Source organism: Rhodococcus sp. OAS809, assembly GCF_040546695.1.
Taxonomy (GTDB): domain Bacteria; phylum Actinomycetota; class Actinomycetes; order Mycobacteriales; family Mycobacteriaceae; genus Rhodococcus_F; species Rhodococcus_F qingshengii.
This window is the reverse complement of sequence record NZ_JBEPOI010000002.1, coordinates 877515-899105: the sequence shown is the minus strand read 5'-3', so window position 1 is coordinate 899105 and position 21591 is coordinate 877515. Positions and strand designations below refer to the sequence as shown.

Sequence of the window (21591 nt, the reverse complement as noted above, 5' to 3'; positions counted from 1 at the left end):
CATCATGCACGACGAAATCAGTTCGGCCTAGAAATTCCGGGCTGCGCAGCCTTTTTCGCGGACTCGCGCACCTCGAGGGCAGCGAGCGCTTCGCGGAGAGCATCGGCTTCGTCAGCATTGACCTGTCCCACGAAGTGGACGAGTGCCGCGGCGCGACCGCCGGACTCCGGAGCCTGGGCCAGAGCGTCGACCATCAGGCTCGCGACCAGTTCTTCGCGCTTGTTGACGGGAAGATAGCGATGTGCGCGATCGTCACGCTGCTGAATCACCAGATGCTTCTTCGCCAGGCGCTGCAGAACGGTCATTACCGTCGTGTACGCCAATTCGCGATGCGTCGCGAGTGCTTCATGCACCTGTCGCACAGTTTGCGGTTCCGATGTGGACCACAAATGATCCATCACCGCGCGTTCGAGTTCACCTAGACCTGCCATTCTTCGATTCTACGGACTTCCACGACGAAATACGTACTACTGGTAGTAGTAACCACCTCGGTGGGGGTGTGGTATTGGCCATAGTGATCTGCGTGACGGTTACGGTGGTGTGAGACGACGAAAGTCCCGACAATGACGATGCCCGATAATTGCAAGCCAAACAGTCGATCCGCAGAAAGTAGCCGCACGTAGATGACGATCGACAGTTCGCCGGGCACCGAAGAATCGACATCACGGGCGCGGGTAGTCACGCAGAAAGCTGCCGGCATCATCCGTTTCGGCATTCGCGACGCACCGTTGACGGTCGTTCTACTTCTCACCATGTGGATCGTGGGTGCCGCAACCGGCAGCCTCGTTCACGGACCGTCCCGCGATCTCGAGCACACGATCGGTGCCGGAATGGGCTCGATCCAGCACGGCCGCATCTGGACGCCGCTCACGTCCGTGCTGTGGGCAGGAAACCTGCTCGGGTACCTCGGCGCGACCGTGCTCCTGATCGCAGTCGCCGCACCCCTCGAACGCCGAATGGGAACGATCAAACTTGCGATCGCCGGCGCAAGCACTCAAATCTTGGGAGTCCTGCTCGGGCTCGGCTGGGCGTCGTTTGCGAAGGTGTTCGATTCCAGTTGGGGATTCCGCCTCCACGTGGGCTCCGCGGTCGGAGCCAGTGCATGGATCGTCGGCGCTGCGATGGCCGCCAGCTCGAACATGGGCACCCTGTGGCGCCGTCGCATTCGCGTCGGAACTTTGGCGTTGACGATCACTTTGGCCTTGTTCAGTGGTCAGCTGCAAGACGTCATCCGATTCTTTGCCGCTGTGGTGGGTTTGGTGATCGGTCAGTGGATCGTCGGACGATCGGCGCGCGGTGAGCGCATCGCCGGGACACAGCGAGAGGGTCGCGTCCTGGTCGCCATCGTCGTCGCGGCGAGTGCGATCGGCCCGATGATCGCCGCATTGTCCCCGCAGGCGGTCGGCCCACTCGCGGTCCTCCGTGACCTCTTCCGCGGAGTTCCCTGGACTGTCGCCGAGGTTCGAGAACTGTGCGAGGAGTCCTCGTCGGATCCGGACTGCCGACGAGGACTCCTCGAGCTCAGACTCTCCGGTATCGGCCCGACTCTGCTCTCGCTGATGCCGTCGATCTTCGTTCTCGTGTTGAGTGACGGGCTCCGTCGTGGCCGCAGATTCGCCTGGATTGCGACAGTGTGTGCTCAGGTAGTCCTACTCGTCCTCTCGATCGGGAACTTCGTCATCAGGTTCGTCGACGCCGTCGACAGTGACAGCTTGTTCTACGGAATCAGCGATCCGAACGTGTACCGAACTCTGGTGCCGTTCCTGACACCGCTCTTCGTACTGATCCTGCTGATCGCGACACGTCGATACTTCGACGTCGCGGCCCCGGCCAAGACATACCGACGTCTCGGTGCTGCGATCGTGACCTTGCTCGCGGTCCTCGCCGTGATCTACGTCGGCGGCGGAATGCTCGCCAGGCACGGGTTCGATCGCGAGCCCACTGTAACGATGTTGCTCGCGGACTTCCCTCAGCGCCTTGTACCGCCCGTGTACCTGCAGTTGATCGATCCGCGTCTGCTTCCCGTGGACATCGAGTCGACGTTGCTCTTCGAGTGGACCGGCGTCGTGTTCTGGGGCGTCGCCGCCGTGTTGGTGTTCGTGAGTTTCCTCAAGCCGGTCAAGACCGCCGATCCCAAAGCCGCCGAACGAGCGCGATCCATGTTGATCGCCGGTACCGGCAGCCCGTTGTCCTGGATGACGACGTGGAAGGGAAACACATACTGGTTCAGCGCGGACGGTTCGAGTTACGTCGCGTATCGCGTCATCGCCGGTGTTGCTCTCACAACCGGTGATCCGGTCGGTCCTCCAGATCGCATGCGCACGGCGATCGAGGAGTTTGCCGAGTTCGCTTCGTCGAACGGTTGGATTCCCTGCTTCTATTCAGTGACCGACGACGCCCGAAGCATCACTGATTCCATGGGCTGGAGCGGCCTGCAGGTCGCCGAGGAAACCGTGCTCGACCTCGGACAGGTCGCGTTCACAGGAAAGCGGTTCCAGGATGTGCGAACAGCACTGAACCGGGCGAAGAAGTCCGGGATCACGGCCGAGTGGATTTCCTTCCCTCATGCACCTCTCGCGATCAAGGATCAGATAGTTGCGATCTCGGAGGAATGGGTGGCGGACAAGGGGATGCCCGAGATGGGATTCACCCTCGGCGGACTCGACGAGATCGACGACGAACAAGTGCGGTGCCTGATCGCCGTCGACGAGGATCGCACCGTGCACGGTGTCACGTCGTGGCTACCGGTGTACCGCGACGGCAAAGTCGTCGGGTGGACACTCGACTTCATGAGGCGACGCTCCGAAGGATTCCGTCCCGCGATGGAGTTCCTCATCGCCTCCGCTGCACTGAAATTGGAGGAGGAGGACGTCGAGTTCCTCAGTCTGTCCGGTGCACCGTTGGCAACAATCGCCGGTGACTCCGAGAGGAATGCGAACGAACCGGAGGCCACGACTTTCTCGGCGATGATGGACAGCGTGCTCGACCTGCTCGGTCGCACCCTGGAACCGGTGTACGGATTTCGTTCGCTGTTGGCCTTCAAATCGAAGTTCCAGCCTCGGTACGTGCCGATGCACATGACCTTCGCCGATCCAGCCGCGTTGCCGAGCATCGGGAACGCGGTCGGACGGGCGTACCTGCCGACCGTGACGATCGGTCAGGGATTCAAACTTGTTCGGACGATTCTGGGTCGCTGATTCGCGATCGTCACGCAGGCTTTGCCGGCCCGCCGACGGCGCCGAACACGTGCCGGGTTCCGATCGGAACGATCAGCGGCCGATCCGAGACGGGATCGTCGATGACCGCAGCTTCGAGACCGAATACGTCGAGCAGAAGTTCCGCGGAAATGATGTCCTTGGGGACACCAGAAGCGACGACGGCGCCGTCGCGCATCACGATCAGATGATCGCTGTATCTGACCGCGAGATTGAGGTCGTGCAGAACCATCACCACGGTGCGCCCCATTTCCTCGTGGAGTTGATCCACCAGGTCGAGGACTTCCATCGAGTGCGCGAGGTCCAGATAGGTAGTCGGTTCGTCGAGAAGCAGAATGTCGGTTCCCTGGGCGAGAGCCATCGAGATCCAGGCCCGCTGGCGCTGACCGCCGGACAATTGATCGACGGGTCGATCGGCGAGATCCGAGACACCGGTCAGCTCCAGCGCTTCGGCGACCTCGCCCTCGTCGTCCGCGGACCACTGCCTGATCCACGACTGGTGCGGGTGGCGCCCACGTGAGACCAGATCGGCGACCGTGAGTCCTTCGGGCGCAACCGGAGTCTGGGGGAGCATTCCGAGCACCCGTGCGACTTCCTTGGTCTTCATCGAACTGATCGCCTTGCCGTCCAGGACAACCGATCCGCCCTTGGGCTTGAGCAGACGACCGAGCGCACGCAGGAGCGTCGACTTGCCGCAACCGTTGGGGCCGATGACCGTCGTGATCACGCCGGTAGGGATCTCGAGATCGAGTCCGTCGACGATGATGCGGTCCCCGTACCCGAGCGTCAGGTTCTTGGCGACGAGACGCGAAGGAGTATCGGTGGACTGGGCGATGGTGGTCATGCTGTGACCTTCCGATTGTTACGAACCAACAGGTAGAGCAGGAACGGACCACCAAGTGCGGAAGTCACGATTCCGACGGGGAGTTCCACAGGCAGAATTGTTCGAGCGATGACGTCGCTGCCGACCACCAGTACAGCACCGGTCAGCGCGGACGCCACGATGGGCGGGCCGGCAGAGCGCACCAGACGCATAGCGACCTGTGGCGCAGCCAGGGCGACAAAGCCGACCGGACCTGCTGCGGCGGTTGCGATGGCGGCCAGCGCCACGGCGGAGAGCAACAGTTTGGCCTGCGATGATTGCAAGCGAACACCGAGAGAGGTGGCGTTGTCGTCGCCCAACCGCAGCGCTCCCATGGTGAACGAAGCGATCACCGCGTAGCCGCCGACTACCGCGACAGCGATGGCTACCGGCCACATCTGATTCCAGGTGGCACCGTTGAGCGAACCGTTGAGCCACACCTGTGCGCGGGAAGCATCGTTGATGTCCGCCGAGATGAGAAGCCATCCCGTCGCTGCCACCAGCATGGCGTTGATGCCGATACCGATCAGGATGAGGCGGAACCCCTCGACGCCCTTGCGCCACGCCAGGGCGTAGATCACCACTGCTGTCAGTAGGCCGCCGCAGAGTGCAGCCAACGGAATCCCCAGTGTGGCAAGCAGTCCCACGAACGACCCGCCACCACCGAGCACGATGAGAGCAACCGCGGCAGCACTCGATCCGGCCGTGATTCCGAGGATGTCGGGGCTGGCGAGGGCGTTGCGAGCGATCGTCTGGGTGACCGCACCGGCAATGCCGAGTGCCATACCGATGAAGAGTGCGGTGAGCGATCGAGGAAGTCGGAGGTCGAAGACGATCAGGTTCTGTGTCTTGCTTCCATTACCGAGCAGGACGGAAATGACATCGGGGATCGAGATCGGATAGTCGCCGCGTCCGATGTTGATGCAGAGCAGAAGGAAGAGTGCGACCGCGAGGGCAATGCACACCGACACCGCGAGTGGACGGTAGACCAGCGAGAATCCACCGATACGAATCGACTTACGTGAGGGGACGGTCCGGGGGAGTACCCGGAGTTCTTGCTTGAGCGTCACAGACTTGCCAACTTCCTGCGGCGTACGAGAGCGATGAAGAACGGGGCGCCGAAGAGGGCCAGGATGATTCCGACCTGCAACTCGCCGGGGCGCACGACTACGCGACCGATGATGTCCGCGGTGATCAGCATGACCGCACCGAGCAAGCCCGCGTACGGGACCAGCCAGCGGTAGTCGGGTCCGGTGATGGCCCGGGCCACGTGGGGGACCACCAATCCGATGAACGCGATAGGTCCACACGCTGCGGTCGCGGCGCCGGTCAGCAGGGTGATCGCGATGATGCCGAGTGTGCGACTGAACGCGATGTTCGTTCCCAAGGCTTTTGCGACGTCTTCACCCAAGCTGAGGACATTGAGACCAGGCGTACTTGCCAGGGCGATGACCAATCCGAGTATCAGGAAGGGGAGGACCTGCCAGAGAACGTCGAACCCGCGACCGGACACCGACCCGACTACCCAGAAACGGTAGGCGTCCAGGCTCGTCTGGTCGAGGATTATCACGGCGTTGGTCATGGCTTGCAGGAAGAACGCGACGGCCGCGCCCGCCAGAGCCAGACTCAGAGGACTTGCGCCGCCGTTTCCGATGGAGGACAAGCCGAAGACGACGATGCTGGCGACGAACGATCCTGCAAACGCGAACCAGAGGTACTGACTCGGTGCGGTGAAGCCGAAGAGATAGATCGCCATGACTACGAAGAAAGCCGCGCCGGCGTTGAGGCCGAGTAGTCCGGCATCTGCCAACGGGTTACGCGTGTGTCCCTGAATCAGGGCGCCGGCGATACCGAGTGCGATGCCGACGACAAGACCCAGGATGGTCCGCGGAGCGCGCAACGTTCGCACGATGATGTCCGTCTGGGTGCCGTCCGAACTGAAGATGGCGTGGAAGATCTCGGCAAACGTCAGCGGACGTGCGCCCACCGCGATGCTCGCGAGCATGACGAGCGCGAGAAGAACCGTGAGCACCGCGAGACCGATCAGCCGGCGTCGACGAGTTGCCCCGACGCTGTTGTCGCGCGCGAGTTCCTCGAACCCTTCTTCGCGCGCCGTGCTTTCACGGACCACCTCGATACCGGTTCGATCGAACGGCCTGCGCAGAGCCCGGCGAACACCGATGGGCTGCTTTGTCTTCGCGTCACGCGTGACCAGACCTACCCATCCCTTTCCCGAGGTCCGGCCTGTGGCACCTTCGCGGAATCCCAGGTTCCACACGAGGAGACCAACGGCAATGGCTATTGCCGTCCCACCGAATACTGCGCGGTCGGCTTCGCCGCCACCGTTCTCGTCTCGGAGCGACTGAACGACGTACCAGCCGACGAGCAACGGAAGCAGGAACACCCCCGCGTCGAAAATCCCAGCTAGAACACGCATTCGGACAGGAGCCGGGCCGCGCGGCACTATGCGCCGTCCGTACGTCTCGCTGGGTCCTCGGGGATGTCCGTTCCCGAGCGGTTTGATCATCGTCACTGGCGGTTCGAGCTCCTGGTCTTTGTGCGCAGGGAATTCGCATCTTAGGTTACGGAACCCTATGTGGGTGTGCTCCCTGCGGGGCAAGTTCCTGTGAATATGCGGTGCCCAGCGTCACAGTTCTTTACTCTTGAATTATGGTGAGGCTAACCTACATTAAGAACCACAAGACAACTTCGGCCGATTGGAGTGCACGGTGACAATCACCTTGACCACCCAGCATGCGGATGTTCGTGAATTCGAACTCCGGTCGAACGCATTGAGCCGCACCAGCGTTCGCCTACGAGCACTCAACCCTGACTACCCGCGCGTCTACGCGGTTGCCGCCATGTCAGGTGAAGGCAAACGGCGTTGGTGGCAGTTGAGTGAAGGCTTGTGCGGGGATCGGGTGCATCAGATGTTCGCCCGCTCGCTCCAGGATCTCGACAGTGCCGAAGCTGCGGCGATACAGGTCGCAACATCACTGATTCACGCTGTGGTCGGCAGGGTTGCCGCATCGATCGTCTCCGAAGGTGCCGCTTGGGATCCAGGCCTCGAGAACCTGTTCATCCACATGGACAGCGACGGCGGTATCGACTGGGCCGGGGTGATCGACGAAACTCTGCGAGTTGCGCCGAACGGACGGGAGTCCGGCAGTGACGGCGTCGTCGACATGCCGTGCGAAGAAGCGCTCCTCGTCTGGACCGCGCACCGTTGCCTGACCTCGCTACGGGCGATCTACGACGCCGTCTCCAGGTGTGCGCCCGTCGACCAGTTCAGATTCTGGGGCTTGGTAGGGGAGTCGATCCTGGGCGCAGCGGCATATGTCCCCATCTTGGCCGGCGGGGGCGAATCAGCCGCTCAGCGCCGCGGGCAGGGGCTGCTGGACGCTTTTGTCGCCGCCGGACTGCCCGTGCGTGCACGCCGCAAGGTCTCGCTACGTCCTCGTTGGAACCAGTTCGACGAAGGGCTTGCTAAATTAGGTCAGCCTTGCCTATGATTGTGGAACACCGCGCGGCGAGCTACACCCCGCGAGAGTGACGAAACTGCCGGACCGCGCCGGAGTCCTGAGGGCTGCAGAGACTCCCGGTCCTTCCCACGGCGGGTTTCACATCGAATGATGTGAAACCCGCCGGTTCTTTTTCCAGACCTGATTCCAAGCTCGAGTTACCTCTCGTGTAATCAGGTAGGGAGTGGCAGCCACACCGGCGCCAGAGAATCACAGATGGAGATGGCATGGTCGACACTGCTGAGACCGCAGAGATGATGAAACGGCTCGGAACGGGCTTCGACGCCACCATCGGCCTGGAATACACCGAACTGAGCCCAGATCGCGTGCGGGCGCAATGGACCGTCAAGCCCACGCTGCACCAGCCCGCCGGGATACAGCACGGGGGTGTGTACTGCTCGGTGGTGGAGTCTCTCGCCAGCGTCGGTGGCACCGTGTGGCTGGGTGAGCGAGGACACGTGGTCGGAGTCAACAACAACACCGACTTCCTGCGCGCAACGCGGGAGGGCACTCTCACCGCTGAAGCCACCCCGATTCATCGCGGACGCACCCAGCAACTCTGGGAAGTTCGCATCACCGACGAGAACGACCGACTCGTTTCCAAGGGACAGGTTCGCCTCGCGAACATCACCGAGGTGGCGAAGATCGGAAACTGACAACACGGCAGTCGATCGAATGACGGAGGGCAGCTGTGGAGTTGAACTCCACAGCCGCCCTCCGCCGGTCACTCAGGTGTTGATCAGCCGGCGGCCTTCTGCTGCTTGCCGGCAGCCTTCTTGGCTTCGCCATTCGAAGCGCTGCCGGACTCCGTCGCTTCCTTGTTTTTCTTCTCCAATTCGCCCATCGCGTTTCGCGCGAAGACCTGCTGCTCGGTGGACGCCATCTGAGCACGGCCACGCCCGAAGAACGTCACCGCCCATGACAACAGCGTCGAGGCACGGGAACGGAATCCGACGAGGTAGAGGAGGTGAATTGCCAGCCAGGCAACCCACCCGATGAAGCCGCTGATCTCGAGCTTGCCCACCTTGGCTACCGCGCTGAAGCGCGAGATCGTTGCCATACTGCCCTTGTCGAAGTACTTGAACGGAACTCGTTCCGACGGGGACTTGCCGTCCAGTGACGCTTTGATCTGCTTGGCCGCGTACTTGCCACCCTGCATGGCAACCTGAGCCAATCCGGGCAGCTTGTCGAGCGACATCATGTCGCCGATGACAAAGACGTTGGGGTGCCCGGGCAGAGACAAGTCGGGATTGACCATGACGCGGCCAGCGCGGTCGGTTTCTCCGCCGCTCTGTTCTGCGAGCTGCTTGCCGAGGGGGCTGGCCTGCACGCCGGCGGACCACACCTTGCACTGCGACTCGATACGGCGAAGCGTGCCGTCCTTCTCCTTGATGATCAGACCGTCGTTGTCCACGTCGGTGACCATCGCGTCGAGCTGGATCTCGACGCCGAGCTTCTCGAGCGTCTCGGCAGCCTTGCGGCTGAGCTTCCCGCCGTACACGGGCAACACGGCAGGGGCGCCGTCGAGGAGCACGACGCGCGCTTCACGAGGATCGATCTTGCGGAACGCGCCGTCCAGCGTTCGACGGGAAAGCTCGGCGATCTGCCCGGCCAACTCCACGCCGGTGGGGCCGGCGCCGACAACGACGAAGGTGAGCAAGCGCGCACGCTCGGCGGGATCGTCCGACAGTTCGGCCTGTTCGAAGGCCCCGAGGATTCGTCCGCGCAGTTCGAGGGCGTCGTCGATCGTTTTCATTCCGGGGGCGAACTCCGCGAACTGGTCGTTGCCGAAGTACGACTGACCGGCACCGGCTGCCACGATCAGACTGTCGAACGGCGTAACAGTGACGCGTTCGAGCAGGCGCGAGGTCACGGTCTGATTCTCGAGATCAATGGTCTCGACCTCACCGAGCAGTACCTGTGCGTTCTTCTGCTTGCGCAGCACCAGTCTCGTGGCGGGAGCGATGTCACCGACCGAGAGGATGCCGGTCGCAACCTGATAGAGGAGCGGCTGAAACAGATGGTGGGTTGTACGCGCGATCATCGTGATGTCGGCATCGGCTTTTTTGAGAGCCTGAGTGCCGAACAATCCTCCGAAGCCGGAACCGATCACCACTACGCGGTGGCGGTGCGGTTCAACCGACTGGATGCTCATTCCGTACTCCTCGAGTTCTAGGCGACAGTCCTACGGTAGTCCCACCGCGGCCGAGCTTCTCTGCGAGCAGTCCGACGCGCGCCGGTGTGTCCGAATCGATCAAGCGGCCTCGAGGGTGATCACTCCCGAGGTGATCGGCTTGGCCGGACCCCGGGGTGATCACCACTTTGTCGAGGTGTCAGCTACTGGCGGACGGACAAGATGAACAGTGCGATGCACCCGCCGACGAAAACCAGGATCGACAGGGCCACCGAGGCATACCCGACACCCACTCCAATTGCTGCCCAGTCCATGTGCCCAACCTCTCTTACGGTGCAATCCGGGATTCAGATCACATCTGCCTAGAGACATCACACCTCATCTGTCCCAACTTTCGAAACCCGGCACGCCCAACCGTTGACATGCAAGTAAATGCTTGCATATTGTGAAGTTGTGAACGACCGGATGAATGCAGCCTTCAAAGCACTGGCCGATCCCACACGAAGGCTTCTCCTGGACCGCTTGTTCGTAGCCAACGGTCAGTCGCTCGGCGAGCTGTGCGACAGCCTCGACATGAGTCGGCAAGCTGTCACTCAACACCTCACTATGCTCGAGGACGCCAATCTGATCAGCACGGTCCGACAGGGGAGGGCAAAGCTTCACTATCTCAATCCCGTTGCGCTCGAGGAGATTCGAGAGCGGTGGATCAACAAGTTCGAGGTACCGCGCCTTCGTGCGCTCAGTACCGTCAAAAAAATCGCGGAGGAAGCCATGACCGACAAGCCCAGTTTTGTGTACGTCACCTACATTGCGAGCACGGCGGACAACGTCTGGAAAGCGCTCACCGACGCACAGGCCACCGCAGAGTATTGGGGACACAGCAACGTCTCCGACTGGCAGCCGGGATCGACCTGGGAGCACCGCCGGATCGACGGTTCGAACATTGCCGATGTAGTCGGCACCGTAGTCGAGAGCAACCCTCCGTCGAGGTTGGTCACCACCTGGGCTGATCCGAACGGCGAACCGGGCGTCGACATCTCTCGGGTGAGTTTCGACATCGAAGCCTTCGGCGCGATCGTGCGACTGACCGTCAAGCACACCGATTTGGCGGACGAATCGGCTCGCGTGGAGGTGGCCGGCGGATGGTCGGCGGTGCTGTCGAATCTGAAGTCCTACCTCGAGACCGGAAATACTCTTCCGGTGGCGCCGTGGGAGATGCCGGTCGGTTGACGGTTGTCGACCGGGACAAACGAGTCCCCTGAACAGGAGGAGATCGCCGTACGTTTGTCCGAACAGTCGGCCCAGTCCGGACTCAAATTCGCATAACCGTCAAATATCGGCGCGTTCAGTCTGTAAAGTTGCCAGAAGGATGCTAGCGTTTTGCCCGACATCGAGTGAGGACGACCTCGTCTCGGACGCATGGGAGAAACGCTATGGGCGGCGACGCTTTTCAGAATGTTCCAGTTGATCGACGCAAGTTCGTCAAGACAGTTCTAGCGGCCTCGGCGGTAACTGTGCCAGTCGTGACGTCGATCAGCCTCGGTGGTGCGGCGCCGGCCTTCGCAGCCGGTGACACGCCGAATCTTTCCGGAGCGCCAAGTCGTGGCCAGCAGAATCCGAATCAACCAGGCGGCGAGCAACCAGGCGGGAATCAGCCCGGTGGTAATACTCCGGGAGGGAATCAGCCGGGCGGAAACGAGCCGGGCAATCCCGGATCATCGGGAAGTTCGGGATCGTCAGGAAGTTCGGGTAGTTCCGGGAGTTCGGGACCGTCCGGAAGTTCCACAGGTTCCGGATCAACTGGTAGCTCGTCAGGTTCGGGTGGAACGACGACCGCCAAGCCCACCGGGCCGACAGCGCCGACGGAGCCGACCGTCCCGACTGTGCCAACCGTACCGACGGTACCGACCACTCGCACCGAGCCGACCTTCCCGACCCCTCCGACCCAGCCGACGAATCCCACGGAACCTACGTAGCCGACACGACGCGACTGGTTCCGAGGGGGAACACCGACGATGACAGAGTTCGACGTCGCGCTACACCGCGCTCTGAAGAAGTTTCAGAGCGCGGGGTCGGTTCAGGTGAAGGAGACTCCGCCACACGGAGAACCGGCCGATCTGACTGTCGCTATCGCGACCTACGACGATTTCGACGGCGCGTACTTCACGATCCACTCGATCTTGGTCCATCATCGCGAGGTTCTGGACAGAGTCGAATTCGTCTTGTTGGACAACAACCCCGAGGGGTTGCCGGCGCCGATGCTCGAATCGTTTGCCGGTTACATCGGTCGGTTCCGCTACATCCCGTTCACCGACGTTCGATCGACTGCGGTGCGGGACGTCCTGTTCCGCAAGGCCACCGGAAAGTATGTCCTTGTCCTCGACTCTCACGTGATCTTGGCACCGGGATCGTTGTCGGCGTTGCTGGCGTATTTCGATGCGGACCCGGAAACCGACGATCTGATCCAGGGACCGATGCTCTCCCAGGATTCCTCGCACATCGCGGCCACCCACATGGACCCCAAGTGGCGCAACGGGATGTTCGGCTCGTGGGGAGTTGATCCGCGAGCGAAGCAACACCCTGACGTGCCTTTCGAGATCGTCATGCAGGGCCTCGGCTCATTTGCCTGCAGGCGTGAGGCATGGCCGGGATTGAACTCGCACTTCACCGGATTCGGCGGTGAAGAGGGATACATCCACGAGAAGTTCCGGATCAACGGCGGAAAGGTCGTCTGCCTTCCGACATTTGGTTGGCACCATCGATTCGAGCGCCCGGCCGGTGTCCCGTATCGAATAAACTGGGAAGATCGTGTTCACAATTACCTGCTCGGTTGGAGTGAGGTCGGATGGGATCTCGACTCACTCCATCGTCAGTTCTCCAGGTACCTCGGTGATTCGTATCCCGAGATTCGTCACCGTGCCGAGCTGAGCGTCCAGCGACCCGAGTTGGTCTTCGGTGGGGTGGTCGTTCTCAGCGACGACGGCCGAGTCGCTCCGTGGCGTTCATGCCTGGCGGAGGCCGAGTCGATCGAACTGACCGTTCACCGTGCCATTCCGGCGGAGGACGACGGTCCGGATGGGTGGAGGACGGCCTCTGCGTTCGTCGCCGGACTCGACAAGGCAATTCTGCTGGGCTGGAAGTCGGTGGTTTTTCTGGACGAGGCGCGCGTGATCGAACCCGCGGTTATGTACAAGCTACGGAACATCGTCGACGACCTCCCCGCCGAAGCCGATACGGCTGTCATCCACGCACACGGCGAAGATCTGGTCGGAGCTGCACTGATTGTTCGCGCGGCGACATACGGAACTTTGCGAGACGAACTCTCACGAAGGATCAACGGACCCGTGCCGTCCGACTTCTCACTGGCGGCTTATCTGCTCGAGCGAGGCGCAGTCGACGTTGTGCTCGATCGCCCACTGTCGCCTGTCCGAGTAGGGGGAGAACCCAACCCCGTTGTCGAGGATTCTCAGTCGGACCTCGGTGTTGCCGTCGTGAATCTCGATCTTGACATCGACAGATGGAAAGCGTCCTGGCATAGATTCATTCGCTTACCGCGCGTAACAGCGGTGGAAAGAGTGTCGGCTTTCGAGGACGCGATGAATCAGGACGCGGCCTTCACCGTCTCGTGGCGTCGTGCGCTCGCTCGGGCGACTGAGAAGGGCTGGGATTCGGTCCTCATCGCTGCTGACGACGTCAGTTTGCTGGATGCCGCCGCATCGATCCTTGGCCATGCCCGCGAAGAGTTGGATCACGGCGATTGGGATGTCGTCCACCTCGGACACGACCCGAAATCGAGGGACGGAGCTCTGCTCGACGGTTCGGCACTCTTGCGCACCAGTCCTGAGAACTGTGGCGTCCACGCCGTTCTCGTACATTCGCGCGCCTTCGAGCGAATTCTCGATGAGATTGCGGATCCGGAGTCAGATCCCGAAGCATTCGGACAATGGGCGGGTCACTACCGAACTCTGGGCGACTACCTGGTGGATGCGAGTGCCGGGGGAGCGCTCACGTGCCTGACGCTGTCGCCCGGCATCGCCTCCACACGCAGCCTGATTCGTTCGGGCGCAATCGAATCCGAATACTCACGACGCTTCGCACTGTGAGACCACCACCGAAACGAAATCGGATTCGCTGAATCAAGGAGATATCTTGACCGAACTACTCGAAGGTGTGAGACCGCAACGCTCTCAGACGGTGGAGAGCAACGATCTCACCGACGGTGTTGTGCTGTACGACAGTTCCAGCGAGGTTGCCCATCACCTCAACCCGGTCGCGACGTTGGTGTGGGAACTGTGTGACGGCCGGACCGTCAGCGAAATTGTCCAGGCCGTGGCAGAAGTGCTCGAGATCCCTGACGACGAGGCGAAGTCGGTAGTCAACGAGACGTACGGACAGCTGAGCACCTCTCGTCTGCTGGTGTGAGAATTCCGTGACAGGCAACCACGTACCACAATTCCGGGCGCATTACCTTTGGGTTGACGCGATTGTGCGCGGTTTCCGCATACCCGAGGTCGGTGTCGTCGAGCATCGGATTGCCAGCCCGTGGCCTGCGGACAACAACGTCGAAGTTCGGATTCAGCGGAATCGAGCGACATTCGGTCGCTGGGACGTCACCATCGAATCGACCATCAGCGGCAGCCGTGAAACGCTGATCGGTCTGGACGGTCTCCAGCTCGCGGAGAGCGTGTACCGCACGGTGCACCGGGATGTCATGACGGCCGCGCACGCCCGACATTGGACACGCCTGCACGCCGCTCTGGTCGACTGCAACGGTGTGAGAGTGGCGATCGCCGGGCATTCCGGGGCGGGCAAGACCACCTTGGCGCTCGCCCTTGCCTTACGGGGTGCACAACTGCGTGCTGACGAAGGCGTCTTCATTCGTGGTACCGAAGCTGTGGGCTTACCACGGCGGGTCCACCTCAAAGCCGGTACGTTCGACGTCCTCCCGGAGATCAAAGCGCACGATTCGCTGTATCTTCCGTACGCCCCGCCGGTGTGGGCGTTGGACCCGTCAACCTTGCCTGCTGAACGAAACGTCAGCTCGGCGGTTCGCGGAATCGATCTGGTGCTGATCCTCGATGGATGGGACGAGGGGCCGACTCGACTCGCTCCGATGCCCGTACCCCAAGCGATACAGTCGCTAGCCGAGCAATCCGCACTGTGGTCCGACAACCACGGATTGACCCTGAGAAACATCGCTGCTCTACTCTCGAATGCCCCGTGCTACAGACTGATTCGACATCACGGCGATACCGGCGCCGACACCGTGGAGGAACTGGTGGCGTCATGCGTGACACCCGGTACCTGATTTCCATGTTGAAACCCGAGTGTGGGGCCGACGTCATCCGCTTGTGTTCGCAGCAGGATTGGCCCAGAGTCATCGACGCCGCTGTAAGGCACAAGGTATTGCCGCTGCTCGCCTCCCGAGCGGTCGAGGCCGGCTTCGCATCGGTCCTACCTGCGAGCTTCGCGGAAATGCTGTCGGAATCCTCGGCCACCGCATCGAGTCCGGAATTGACGCTGAGCCTTGTCCATCACCGAAACACCATAAGGATCTCGGACCTCGACGCGCAGCGAGTGGAACTGCAAGAGTTGTTACACAGCAACGGATTTCCGACGGTTGCACTGAAGGGTGCCGCCCTTCTCGAGCGAAAAATCTGGCCGAACCCGGCAGCTCGACGGATGACGGACATCGACCTTTTGGTCGTCGACCCTGCACATGCCGTTCCGGCCAACGACGCGATCCTCGATTTCGGCTACCGAATGGTCCGCCCTGACGAAGTGGACTCCGACTCCATCGATCACGACGATCATCAGGAACCGGCACTCCTTCGCGACGACCGTCATGGCTCCGTCGAAATCCATTCGCACTTACTTCCGAGGTTCGCCCGTCACGCGCTGACCCGGGAGGCCGCAGTCCGAGGAATCAGCGCGGAGGCGGAAGAATCCCGCCTTGCGATGGCCGACGTGACGCTGCACGTCATCGCTCACGCGCGGCTTGCCGATCGGGCCTTGATTCGAGCCGATTTGTCGTTGAACAGTGTCTTCGACGTGGGGTACCTGCTCACTTCCGAACCGGAACTCGCTGTGACGCTCTCCAGACGCCAGTTGCCACGCGATGTCCGTCGGGCGGTGAACGTCCACTGGGCGGCGGTGGAATCGATCTTCGGCGTCAGTACCGGAATGACGACCATCTCGGCTCGTTGGTGGTGGCGATGGACGCTGTGGTTGGCGGATCGCCCACGCCTGCACTCGCTCTACCGCGATCTGGTCATGGTGCCGCTCTTTCTCGACCGTGATCGGCTTTCCATCCGGGACGGGCGCGACCTACGTGGATGGGACTTGGCCCGCTCACGCGTGTCCCACTTCGTCCGTCGTGCGAAAACTGCCGTCGAAGATGCCGGGGGAGCGGCGTGAAAGTACTGATCACGGGCGGAGCGGGATTCATCGGAAGCACCGTCGCGTCGAAGTGCGTCGACGCCGGGATCGATGTCGTGATTCTCGACAACCTGCTGACCGGCCGCGCCGAATTTGCGCACAGATTCCCGTTCTACTGCGGCGACATCGCGGACGAGAAACTGCTCGACAAAGTATTCGCAGATCATTCCGATATCGATGCGACAGTTCACTGTGCGGCCTTGATCGTGGTCGGAGATTCCGTGAGTAACCCGGCGCGGTACTACGAGAACAACGTATCCAAGTCGCTGACGCTGGTATCGAGTGTCCTTCGGAACGGGTGTGAGCGCTTCTTGTTCAGTTCCTCTGCGGCGGTGTATGCGCCGAGCGACGGTGGGTGTGTCGACGAACGTTGGGGGATCGCACCGCAGAGTCCCTATGCGCACAGCAAGGCTCAGTTCGAAACGATGCTCGACGACATTGCGGCGGCCACTAAATTATCGGCGATATCTCTACGCTACTTCAATCCGGTCGGGGCAGATCCGGAGCTGCGAAGTGGTACACCATCGGCACGCCCGACCCACGCACTCGGAAAGCTGTTCGAATCATCTTCGACAGGAACGCCTTTCAGGGTTACGGGAACGGATTGGCCGACGCGCGACGGATCCGGAGTGCGTGATTACGTTCATGTCTGGGACCTTGCAGACGCTCATGTTCGAGCGCTGGAAAGGTTCGACCGGGTCACCGCTGAATCATCACGCATGACTGTGGTCAATCTGGGCAGCGGGCGGGGGACGACGGTGTGGGAGCTGGTACACACATTCGAGAACGTGCTCGGTGAAGATATCGACGTGGTCGCTGCCGGCCGACGCACCGGTGACACTGCCGGCGCTTACGCGTCGAACGATCGTGCGTTGCGACTACTCGGGTGGGTTCCGACATTCACCCTGGAACAGGGGATCGAGGACACCGCGCGGTGGCTGGCAGTGCGGCCGCACCTGCTCAACTCGGTGTAGCCGAATGTCAGCCCGTCGGGTCGTCGTCAACGGTGATGTTGTTGCTACGTAGCCAGAAGGTGGCGTCCGGATCCCACCCGGCGAGCACGGTGGCCCCCGAGTTGGCCGACAACGGGATCGCGATGCCTGGCGTGGTCAGATAAGCCATCATGGTCAGGTGCACGGCGTCGTAATCTGCAGCGACCGAAACCCAGTCCGGAATGAACCAGTCACGGTATTCACCGGTCGTGTCGTACCACACAGAGCGACGTGAAGCGGGCACTGGCAGGGGATAGGTATCGACCAGATTCGCCCAGTCCTGCGGACCGGTGATCTCGTAGATCCGGGGCGCGCCGTAGATCCTTACCGGCTGCACCCGCGCCTCGTTCGAGGAGCTGTCTTCTTCGAGAAACACCCCGAGCGCCCCGATACCGTCGCGGGCCCTGGTTGTTTCGGTTGTGCCGTTGGCAAACGGGATAGACCACCATTCGCCTCCGATGTGACGGTCCGGATCTTCGATCTGGTATTCCAGAAACTGACGTTCGTTGTCGAGTGCCTCAGCACGCCACTGTTCGAGGCCGTCCTCTGCACGGTAAATCCGCAAGGGTAGGTCCGACCAGCCGTAAATAGGGTTTCGCTTTTCAACCAGATTCTGGTTCAGACGGTCGATCGGCTCGGTCCACCAGGCAGTGTGTGGGGAGTCGAGTAGTGCTTCGGCAATCGGTCGCAATGCCGCGATCACCTCAGGGCGGACGAAGATCAGATCTTCTTCGTCCGGCGGCTCCCAGTAGCGTGCAAAATCTACGGCATACGCAAGACAGTGCAGAATCTCGAGTTCGGACATCTCGCCGATTGCCCGGATATCAACAGCGCCGAGAACTTGGAGCGCATCGTCCGGCGATTGAGGCCAGTGTCCACCGGATGTGCGTGCGCCGGCGCGGCATGCGTAACCGACGTTCGCACAGAAGCGACGGCCACGTGGTGAACCGAGGACGAGTGCAACGGAATCCATGTGGGTAAAGCTAGCGGACAAGCTGACGGGGGACGTTCGAATATCCATTACTTGACATAATGTAGATTATCGGCAAATTCTCGACCTGGCGATATCCGGCTCACGCCTGGTTCGTGCAACCTTCCTTGTTTCCGCCCACCTATGTCTGTCTGCCGGTACATTTGCCGGCTTTCCTGCGTTTCCGTCCTAGATCTGCGACCGGCTTGCACGACTCGACCATTGCGACTCCGCGATCGCCGGCTGAATTGGTACCGATCACCGCATGGCCTCGCCGGCGACTGCGGCTACGCCGCGCGACCTGGACGTCAGGAACGACCAATAAGTGCTCTGATGTGGATTGATGCCGATAAACACGTCTCACCGACTTCCGGCTACCCCACCTCAATTCGTCACTGTGACGTATTATGGTCGACAGGCTGGAGGCGAGTTCAGTTCCATTGTCATCGCCACGGACTACTATCGCCGCATGTGTTGTATTCGACCGGCCGCTTCTCATGGTCAGTGGCCGCGATGAGCGACACACCCAAGGTCGTGCATCGCTGGCTCGCAGTGCCAGACCAGTTTGACCGTTTCACGCGATTCTTGCGCGACAACGGAATTCTGATGCCGACTCGGATAGGCATCGGCGTATTGGTTTTCCTCCTGGGTATCACGATTCTGCTGAAGCGACTGGGCACTCATTCGGTACAGACCATCGGATTTCCGTTGGACGTCGTCGTCGCAGTGCTTGTGATGATCGGCGGAATTGCCCTGCCTGTCGTAGCGACCACCCGTGAAAGGTCGTATTTCTTCGTCGTTGCCGGGGACTTCGCTGTTGCGGTGATCGTGCTGGCCGAGGCGAATCCGGATCAGAGATTACTCGGATGTCTCGTCTTCGGGCTCGTCGGCTCGTACATAGCCTTCTTTCACAATCTTCGAACTCAGCTGTGGCACCTGCTGTTTTCCGGGGCGGTCATCGTTGTCGCCAGCATCGGCGTGTTCACCGATGTACCTTCTGGCCTTCCAGACGTCCTGGGGCGCATTGCCTTTGCCATTCCTGTCATCACTGTCATACCGGTGGTCACGCAGATTGCTCTGGCGCTTCTGAGCAACGACGCTCAAAGCTCAGAACTCGATCCGTTGACGGACCTGCTGAATCGGCGCGGACTCGCACGGCGGACTTCCGAACTACTGCAAGCGAAATCCAGCCTCGACCAGTCCTTGCTGGTGGTGGTGATCGACATCGACAATTTCAAACACTTCAACGACACCTACGGTCACGACGTCGGCGACCGAGTCATACTGCGCACGGCCTATCGACTACACGACTGGGCCAGATCGGACGCGGCGATAGCGCGCATCGGCGGTGACGAGTTCGTCGTCGTTCAGATGATGCCGTTGCCGTACGTCGGCGATCTACTGGCCCGGATCGCGCCCATCATGAACTCCCCTACAGGCGAACCAATCTCGACGACCAGCATCGGCATAGCCATCCACAACGGCGCCTGGCCGGACGTACAAGCAGCAGAAAGTGGCGTTCACGATCTACATCGCCTCGCCGATTCGGCGATGTACGAAAGCAAGAGAATGGGTGGAAATCACGTCCACTCCATCGTTCTCACCGATCAACAGCTACAACAGCCACAACAGTCAGGCGGTCGTTCAGTCCTCTGAATCGTCGATCAGATGCATCGCGGCTTCCTCTGCCGACGCTGCGCCGCCGTCGATTCCGACGTCTCCGGCAATGAGTTCACTTTCCTCGTCCTCGTATCTGCCCTCGTCTTCGGCAACGAGACGCCCGACCCGACGGTTACCCACTTCGTCACCGTCCGGGAATTCTTCTTCCCGTTCGAATTCGTCGGCATCGGCGGGATCCTTCAAAGGATCTCCGAGCGACGCGTACGGATCGGGTTCTTCTTCGGCCAGGCGCTCGTCGAGGGTCTCCCCCGCTGATTCCTCGCTGCCGGTCAACCCGTGGGCATCAAGTCCCAGTGGGCGTTCCGGTGGTGAGATTCCCTCGTCGAGAATGTCGTCGACGCCTCGATCGATCAGAGTGTCTTCAGGTTGAAGCTGGTCGTCGGGATCGAGACTGTAATCGCCATTGCCGGCCGCGCCGGTGTCATCCGTGTCGCTCATACGATCAACGATGCCACGGGCACACCGAGTTGGCCATGTGCCGCGCCTGCTCGATACGTCACTCCGGAGACATTCAGCACGAACGCGGGGCCGGCACTCCGTCGAATCGGTCCTGTAGGTACTCGAATGCGGTGGGCAGACCGAGGACCGCAGTGGTGAGGTGGTCCGGGCTGGGGAACAGTTGGGATTGAATCGTGGCTCCGGCGGCGCAGTACCGCGAAATCGTGTTGACCACCGAATCGATGGGGATCAGAACGTCGTCGGGTGTGTGCCATTCGAACACCGGGGCAGTCGGCACACCCGGATAGAGTTCGACGCTGTTGTCGTCCATCACCTTTCGCACTTCAGGGCTGGACAGCAAGGATGTCGACGTCGACACCTGAGAGGCACTGCGCCCGGCACCGACCCTGAGGATGTCGTTGGTGCACGCGTTGGTGAGTTCGGCCCGCATCGACCGTCCGAGGTCGTTGAGTTGGTTGCTCAGCGGCAGTAGGTCGGGATACTCGCGTTCGAGGCCCATTGCTGCGGCGAAGGCGAGGCCGAATGCCGGGTGCGGATCCTGTCCGAGGCCGTTTGCCATCTTGGACAGATTCATCGGGACGCCGCCCTCGGCTACACCGACAAGGTTGACCTCGGGTGCGTAGCTCGGGGCCAGTGCGGCCGCCCACGCGGTGGCCATGCCGCCGCCGGAGTAGCCGGCAATACCTACAGGGCTGGCGCCACTACGCAATTCGGGGACTTTCTGAACGGCGCGGATACCGTCGAGCGTGATCTGTCCGCCCAGGCGCGCGGCGCCGTACGCACTGTTGGGTCCGAGATGGTCGGGAAGGGCAATGGTCCATCCACGTTGCAGCGCGACGTTGAGGATGGGCGCTTCACGGATGACGATGTTGGGATCCGATGCGTATAGCGCGCGAGATGGCGCACATCCCGTACCGAGTGCATTGACGATGTGCTGATACGAGAGCAACGGGCCGTCTTGTGCTTGATTCGGCGGGACCAGGATCGTGCTGACCGCGGCAATAGGCTTGTTCTCTGAGTTCGTGGACCTGTAACTGACCTGCCAGATCGCGACGCCGGGAAAGGTCATCAGGTCAGGGGCCCGGCGCACGGAGATCGGCGTGCCGGCGGTCCCCTCGGCAGCTGCTTGCGAGTAGAACGGGTCCGGGTCCGGTGCCGGATATGCGGGATCGGCCTGTGCAGTCCCCCCGGAGAGCAGTGCGGCAGTCAGTGCAGCGGCAGTCAGCATCGATCCGGTAAACACGCGTGTGGTTCGCAGTTTCAACGTTTTCCCCTCGTCCGGACCCACCCGGGGTCCATCACCCTGTGTGTTTCACTCAT

Annotated in this window: 19 protein-coding genes; 10 read left to right on the top strand and 9 right to left on the bottom strand. The window is 61.4% G+C overall.

Annotated elements, in window-relative coordinates:
* Window positions 1–17 precede the first annotated feature (17 nt).
* Window positions 18–431: a BlaI/MecI/CopY family transcriptional regulator gene (locus ABIE52_RS07100; protein WP_003944876.1), complete on the bottom strand. Its 414-nt coding sequence runs from the start codon at window positions 429–431 to the stop codon at window positions 18–20.
* A 192-nt stretch (window positions 432–623) separates the two neighbouring features.
* Between ABIE52_RS07100 and ABIE52_RS07095 the strand changes: the two genes are divergently transcribed.
* On the top strand, window positions 624–3197 hold the full coding sequence (locus tag ABIE52_RS07095; protein ID WP_007730911.1) for a bifunctional lysylphosphatidylglycerol flippase/synthetase MprF: 2574 nt from the start codon (window positions 624–626) through the stop codon (window positions 3195–3197).
* A 10-nt stretch (window positions 3198–3207) separates the two neighbouring features.
* Here the strand turns inward: ABIE52_RS07095 and ABIE52_RS07090 are convergent, their stop codons facing one another.
* From ABIE52_RS07090 to ABIE52_RS07080, 3 genes are read right to left on the bottom strand one after another with little or no spacing between them, the layout of a single operon-like run.
* Entirely contained in the window at window positions 3208–4059 is an 852-nt protein-coding gene (locus tag ABIE52_RS07090; protein ID WP_030536377.1) for an ABC transporter ATP-binding protein, read from the bottom strand.
* A complete protein-coding gene (locus tag ABIE52_RS07085; protein ID WP_003944960.1) occupies window positions 4056–5147 on the bottom strand; it encodes a FecCD family ABC transporter permease in 1092 nt (363 codons plus the stop codon). The genes ABIE52_RS07090 and ABIE52_RS07085 overlap by 4 nt, the downstream gene beginning before the upstream one ends.
* Window positions 5144–6604 carry a FecCD family ABC transporter permease gene (locus ABIE52_RS07080; RefSeq protein WP_073512408.1) on the bottom strand — a complete coding sequence of 487 codons (1461 nt, stop codon included), beginning with the start codon at window positions 6602–6604 and terminating at the stop codon, window positions 5144–5146. The genes ABIE52_RS07085 and ABIE52_RS07080 overlap by 4 nt, the downstream gene beginning before the upstream one ends.
* A 202-nt stretch (window positions 6605–6806) precedes the next feature.
* On the opposite strand from ABIE52_RS07080, the gene ABIE52_RS07075 reads away from it, so the two are divergent.
* Both ABIE52_RS07075 and ABIE52_RS07070 read left to right on the top strand, forming a co-directional pair.
* Window positions 6807–7589: a hypothetical protein gene (locus ABIE52_RS07075; RefSeq protein ID WP_003944809.1), complete on the top strand. Its 783-nt coding sequence runs from the start codon at window positions 6807–6809 to the stop codon at window positions 7587–7589.
* A gap of 236 nt (window positions 7590–7825) precedes the next feature.
* Window positions 7826–8254, top strand: a complete 429-nt coding sequence (locus tag ABIE52_RS07070; protein ID WP_003945020.1) for a PaaI family thioesterase — start codon at window positions 7826–7828, stop codon at window positions 8252–8254.
* 83 nt (window positions 8255–8337) lie between these two features.
* On the opposite strand, the gene ABIE52_RS07065 is transcribed toward ABIE52_RS07070, so the two are convergent.
* Window positions 8338–9753, bottom strand: coding sequence for an NAD(P)/FAD-dependent oxidoreductase (locus tag ABIE52_RS07065; protein ID WP_003944885.1), 1416 nt, complete (start codon window positions 9751–9753; stop codon window positions 8338–8340).
* A 411-nt stretch (window positions 9754–10164) separates the two neighbouring features.
* On the opposite strand from ABIE52_RS07065, the gene ABIE52_RS07060 reads away from it, so the two are divergent.
* Window positions 10165–10962 (top strand): ArsR/SmtB family transcription factor, encoded by a 798-nt coding sequence (locus ABIE52_RS07060; RefSeq protein ID WP_080961164.1) that lies wholly within the window; start codon window positions 10165–10167, stop codon window positions 10960–10962.
* 451 nt (window positions 10963–11413) lie between these two features.
* Here ABIE52_RS07060 and ABIE52_RS07055 read toward each other — a convergent pair whose 3' ends face one another.
* The gene (locus tag ABIE52_RS07055; RefSeq protein ID WP_042450929.1) at window positions 11414–11695 is read right to left on the bottom strand and encodes a hypothetical protein; all 282 of its coding nucleotides are present in this window, start codon (window positions 11693–11695) and stop codon (window positions 11414–11416) included.
* A gap of 52 nt (window positions 11696–11747) precedes the next feature.
* Here ABIE52_RS07055 and ABIE52_RS07050 point away from each other — a divergent pair, with 52 nt between their 5' ends.
* From ABIE52_RS07050 to galE, 5 genes are read left to right on the top strand one after another with little or no spacing between them, the layout of a single operon-like run.
* Window positions 11748–13835 carry a glycosyltransferase gene (locus tag ABIE52_RS07050; RefSeq protein WP_047270411.1) on the top strand — a complete coding sequence of 696 codons (2088 nt, stop codon included), beginning with the start codon at window positions 11748–11750 and terminating at the stop codon, window positions 13833–13835.
* A 46-nt stretch (window positions 13836–13881) separates the two neighbouring features.
* The gene (locus tag ABIE52_RS07045) at window positions 13882–14154 is read left to right on the top strand and encodes a PqqD family protein (RefSeq protein ID WP_007732082.1); all 273 of its coding nucleotides are present in this window, start codon (window positions 13882–13884) and stop codon (window positions 14152–14154) included.
* A gap of 7 nt (window positions 14155–14161) precedes the next feature.
* Complete coding sequence (locus tag ABIE52_RS07040) at window positions 14162–15040, top strand: phosphoenolpyruvate carboxykinase (ATP) (RefSeq protein WP_257899128.1); 879 nt, start codon at window positions 14162–14164, stop codon at window positions 15038–15040.
* A complete protein-coding gene (locus ABIE52_RS07035) occupies window positions 15019–16149 on the top strand; it encodes a nucleotidyltransferase family protein (protein WP_192712415.1) in 1131 nt (376 codons plus the stop codon). Before ABIE52_RS07040 ends, ABIE52_RS07035 begins: the two co-directional genes overlap by 22 nt.
* The gene (gene galE / locus ABIE52_RS07030) at window positions 16146–17144 is read left to right on the top strand and encodes a UDP-glucose 4-epimerase GalE (protein ID WP_192712414.1); all 999 of its coding nucleotides are present in this window, start codon (window positions 16146–16148) and stop codon (window positions 17142–17144) included. The genes ABIE52_RS07035 and galE overlap by 4 nt, the downstream gene beginning before the upstream one ends.
* Before the next feature lie 7 nt (window positions 17145–17151).
* Here galE and ABIE52_RS07025 read toward each other — a convergent pair whose 3' ends face one another.
* Window positions 17152–18135, bottom strand: coding sequence for a hypothetical protein (locus ABIE52_RS07025; RefSeq protein WP_192712413.1), 984 nt, complete (start codon window positions 18133–18135; stop codon window positions 17152–17154).
* 603 nt (window positions 18136–18738) lie between these two features.
* Between ABIE52_RS07025 and ABIE52_RS07020 the strand changes: the two genes are divergently transcribed.
* Window positions 18739–19788, top strand: coding sequence for a GGDEF domain-containing protein (locus ABIE52_RS07020; protein ID WP_230793231.1), 1050 nt, complete (start codon window positions 18739–18741; stop codon window positions 19786–19788).
* Here ABIE52_RS07020 and ABIE52_RS07015 read toward each other — a convergent pair.
* Together ABIE52_RS07015 and ABIE52_RS07010 are read right to left on the bottom strand one after the other, a co-directional pair.
* The gene (locus tag ABIE52_RS07015) at window positions 19777–20250 is read right to left on the bottom strand and encodes a DUF5709 domain-containing protein (protein WP_007732075.1); all 474 of its coding nucleotides are present in this window, start codon (window positions 20248–20250) and stop codon (window positions 19777–19779) included. The genes ABIE52_RS07020 and ABIE52_RS07015 overlap by 12 nt on opposite strands.
* 73 nt (window positions 20251–20323) lie before the next feature.
* Window positions 20324–21499 (bottom strand): lipase family protein, encoded by a 1176-nt coding sequence (locus tag ABIE52_RS07010; RefSeq protein ID WP_054827626.1) that lies wholly within the window; start codon window positions 21497–21499, stop codon window positions 20324–20326.
* Between the last annotated feature and the right edge of the window lie 92 nt (window positions 21500–21591).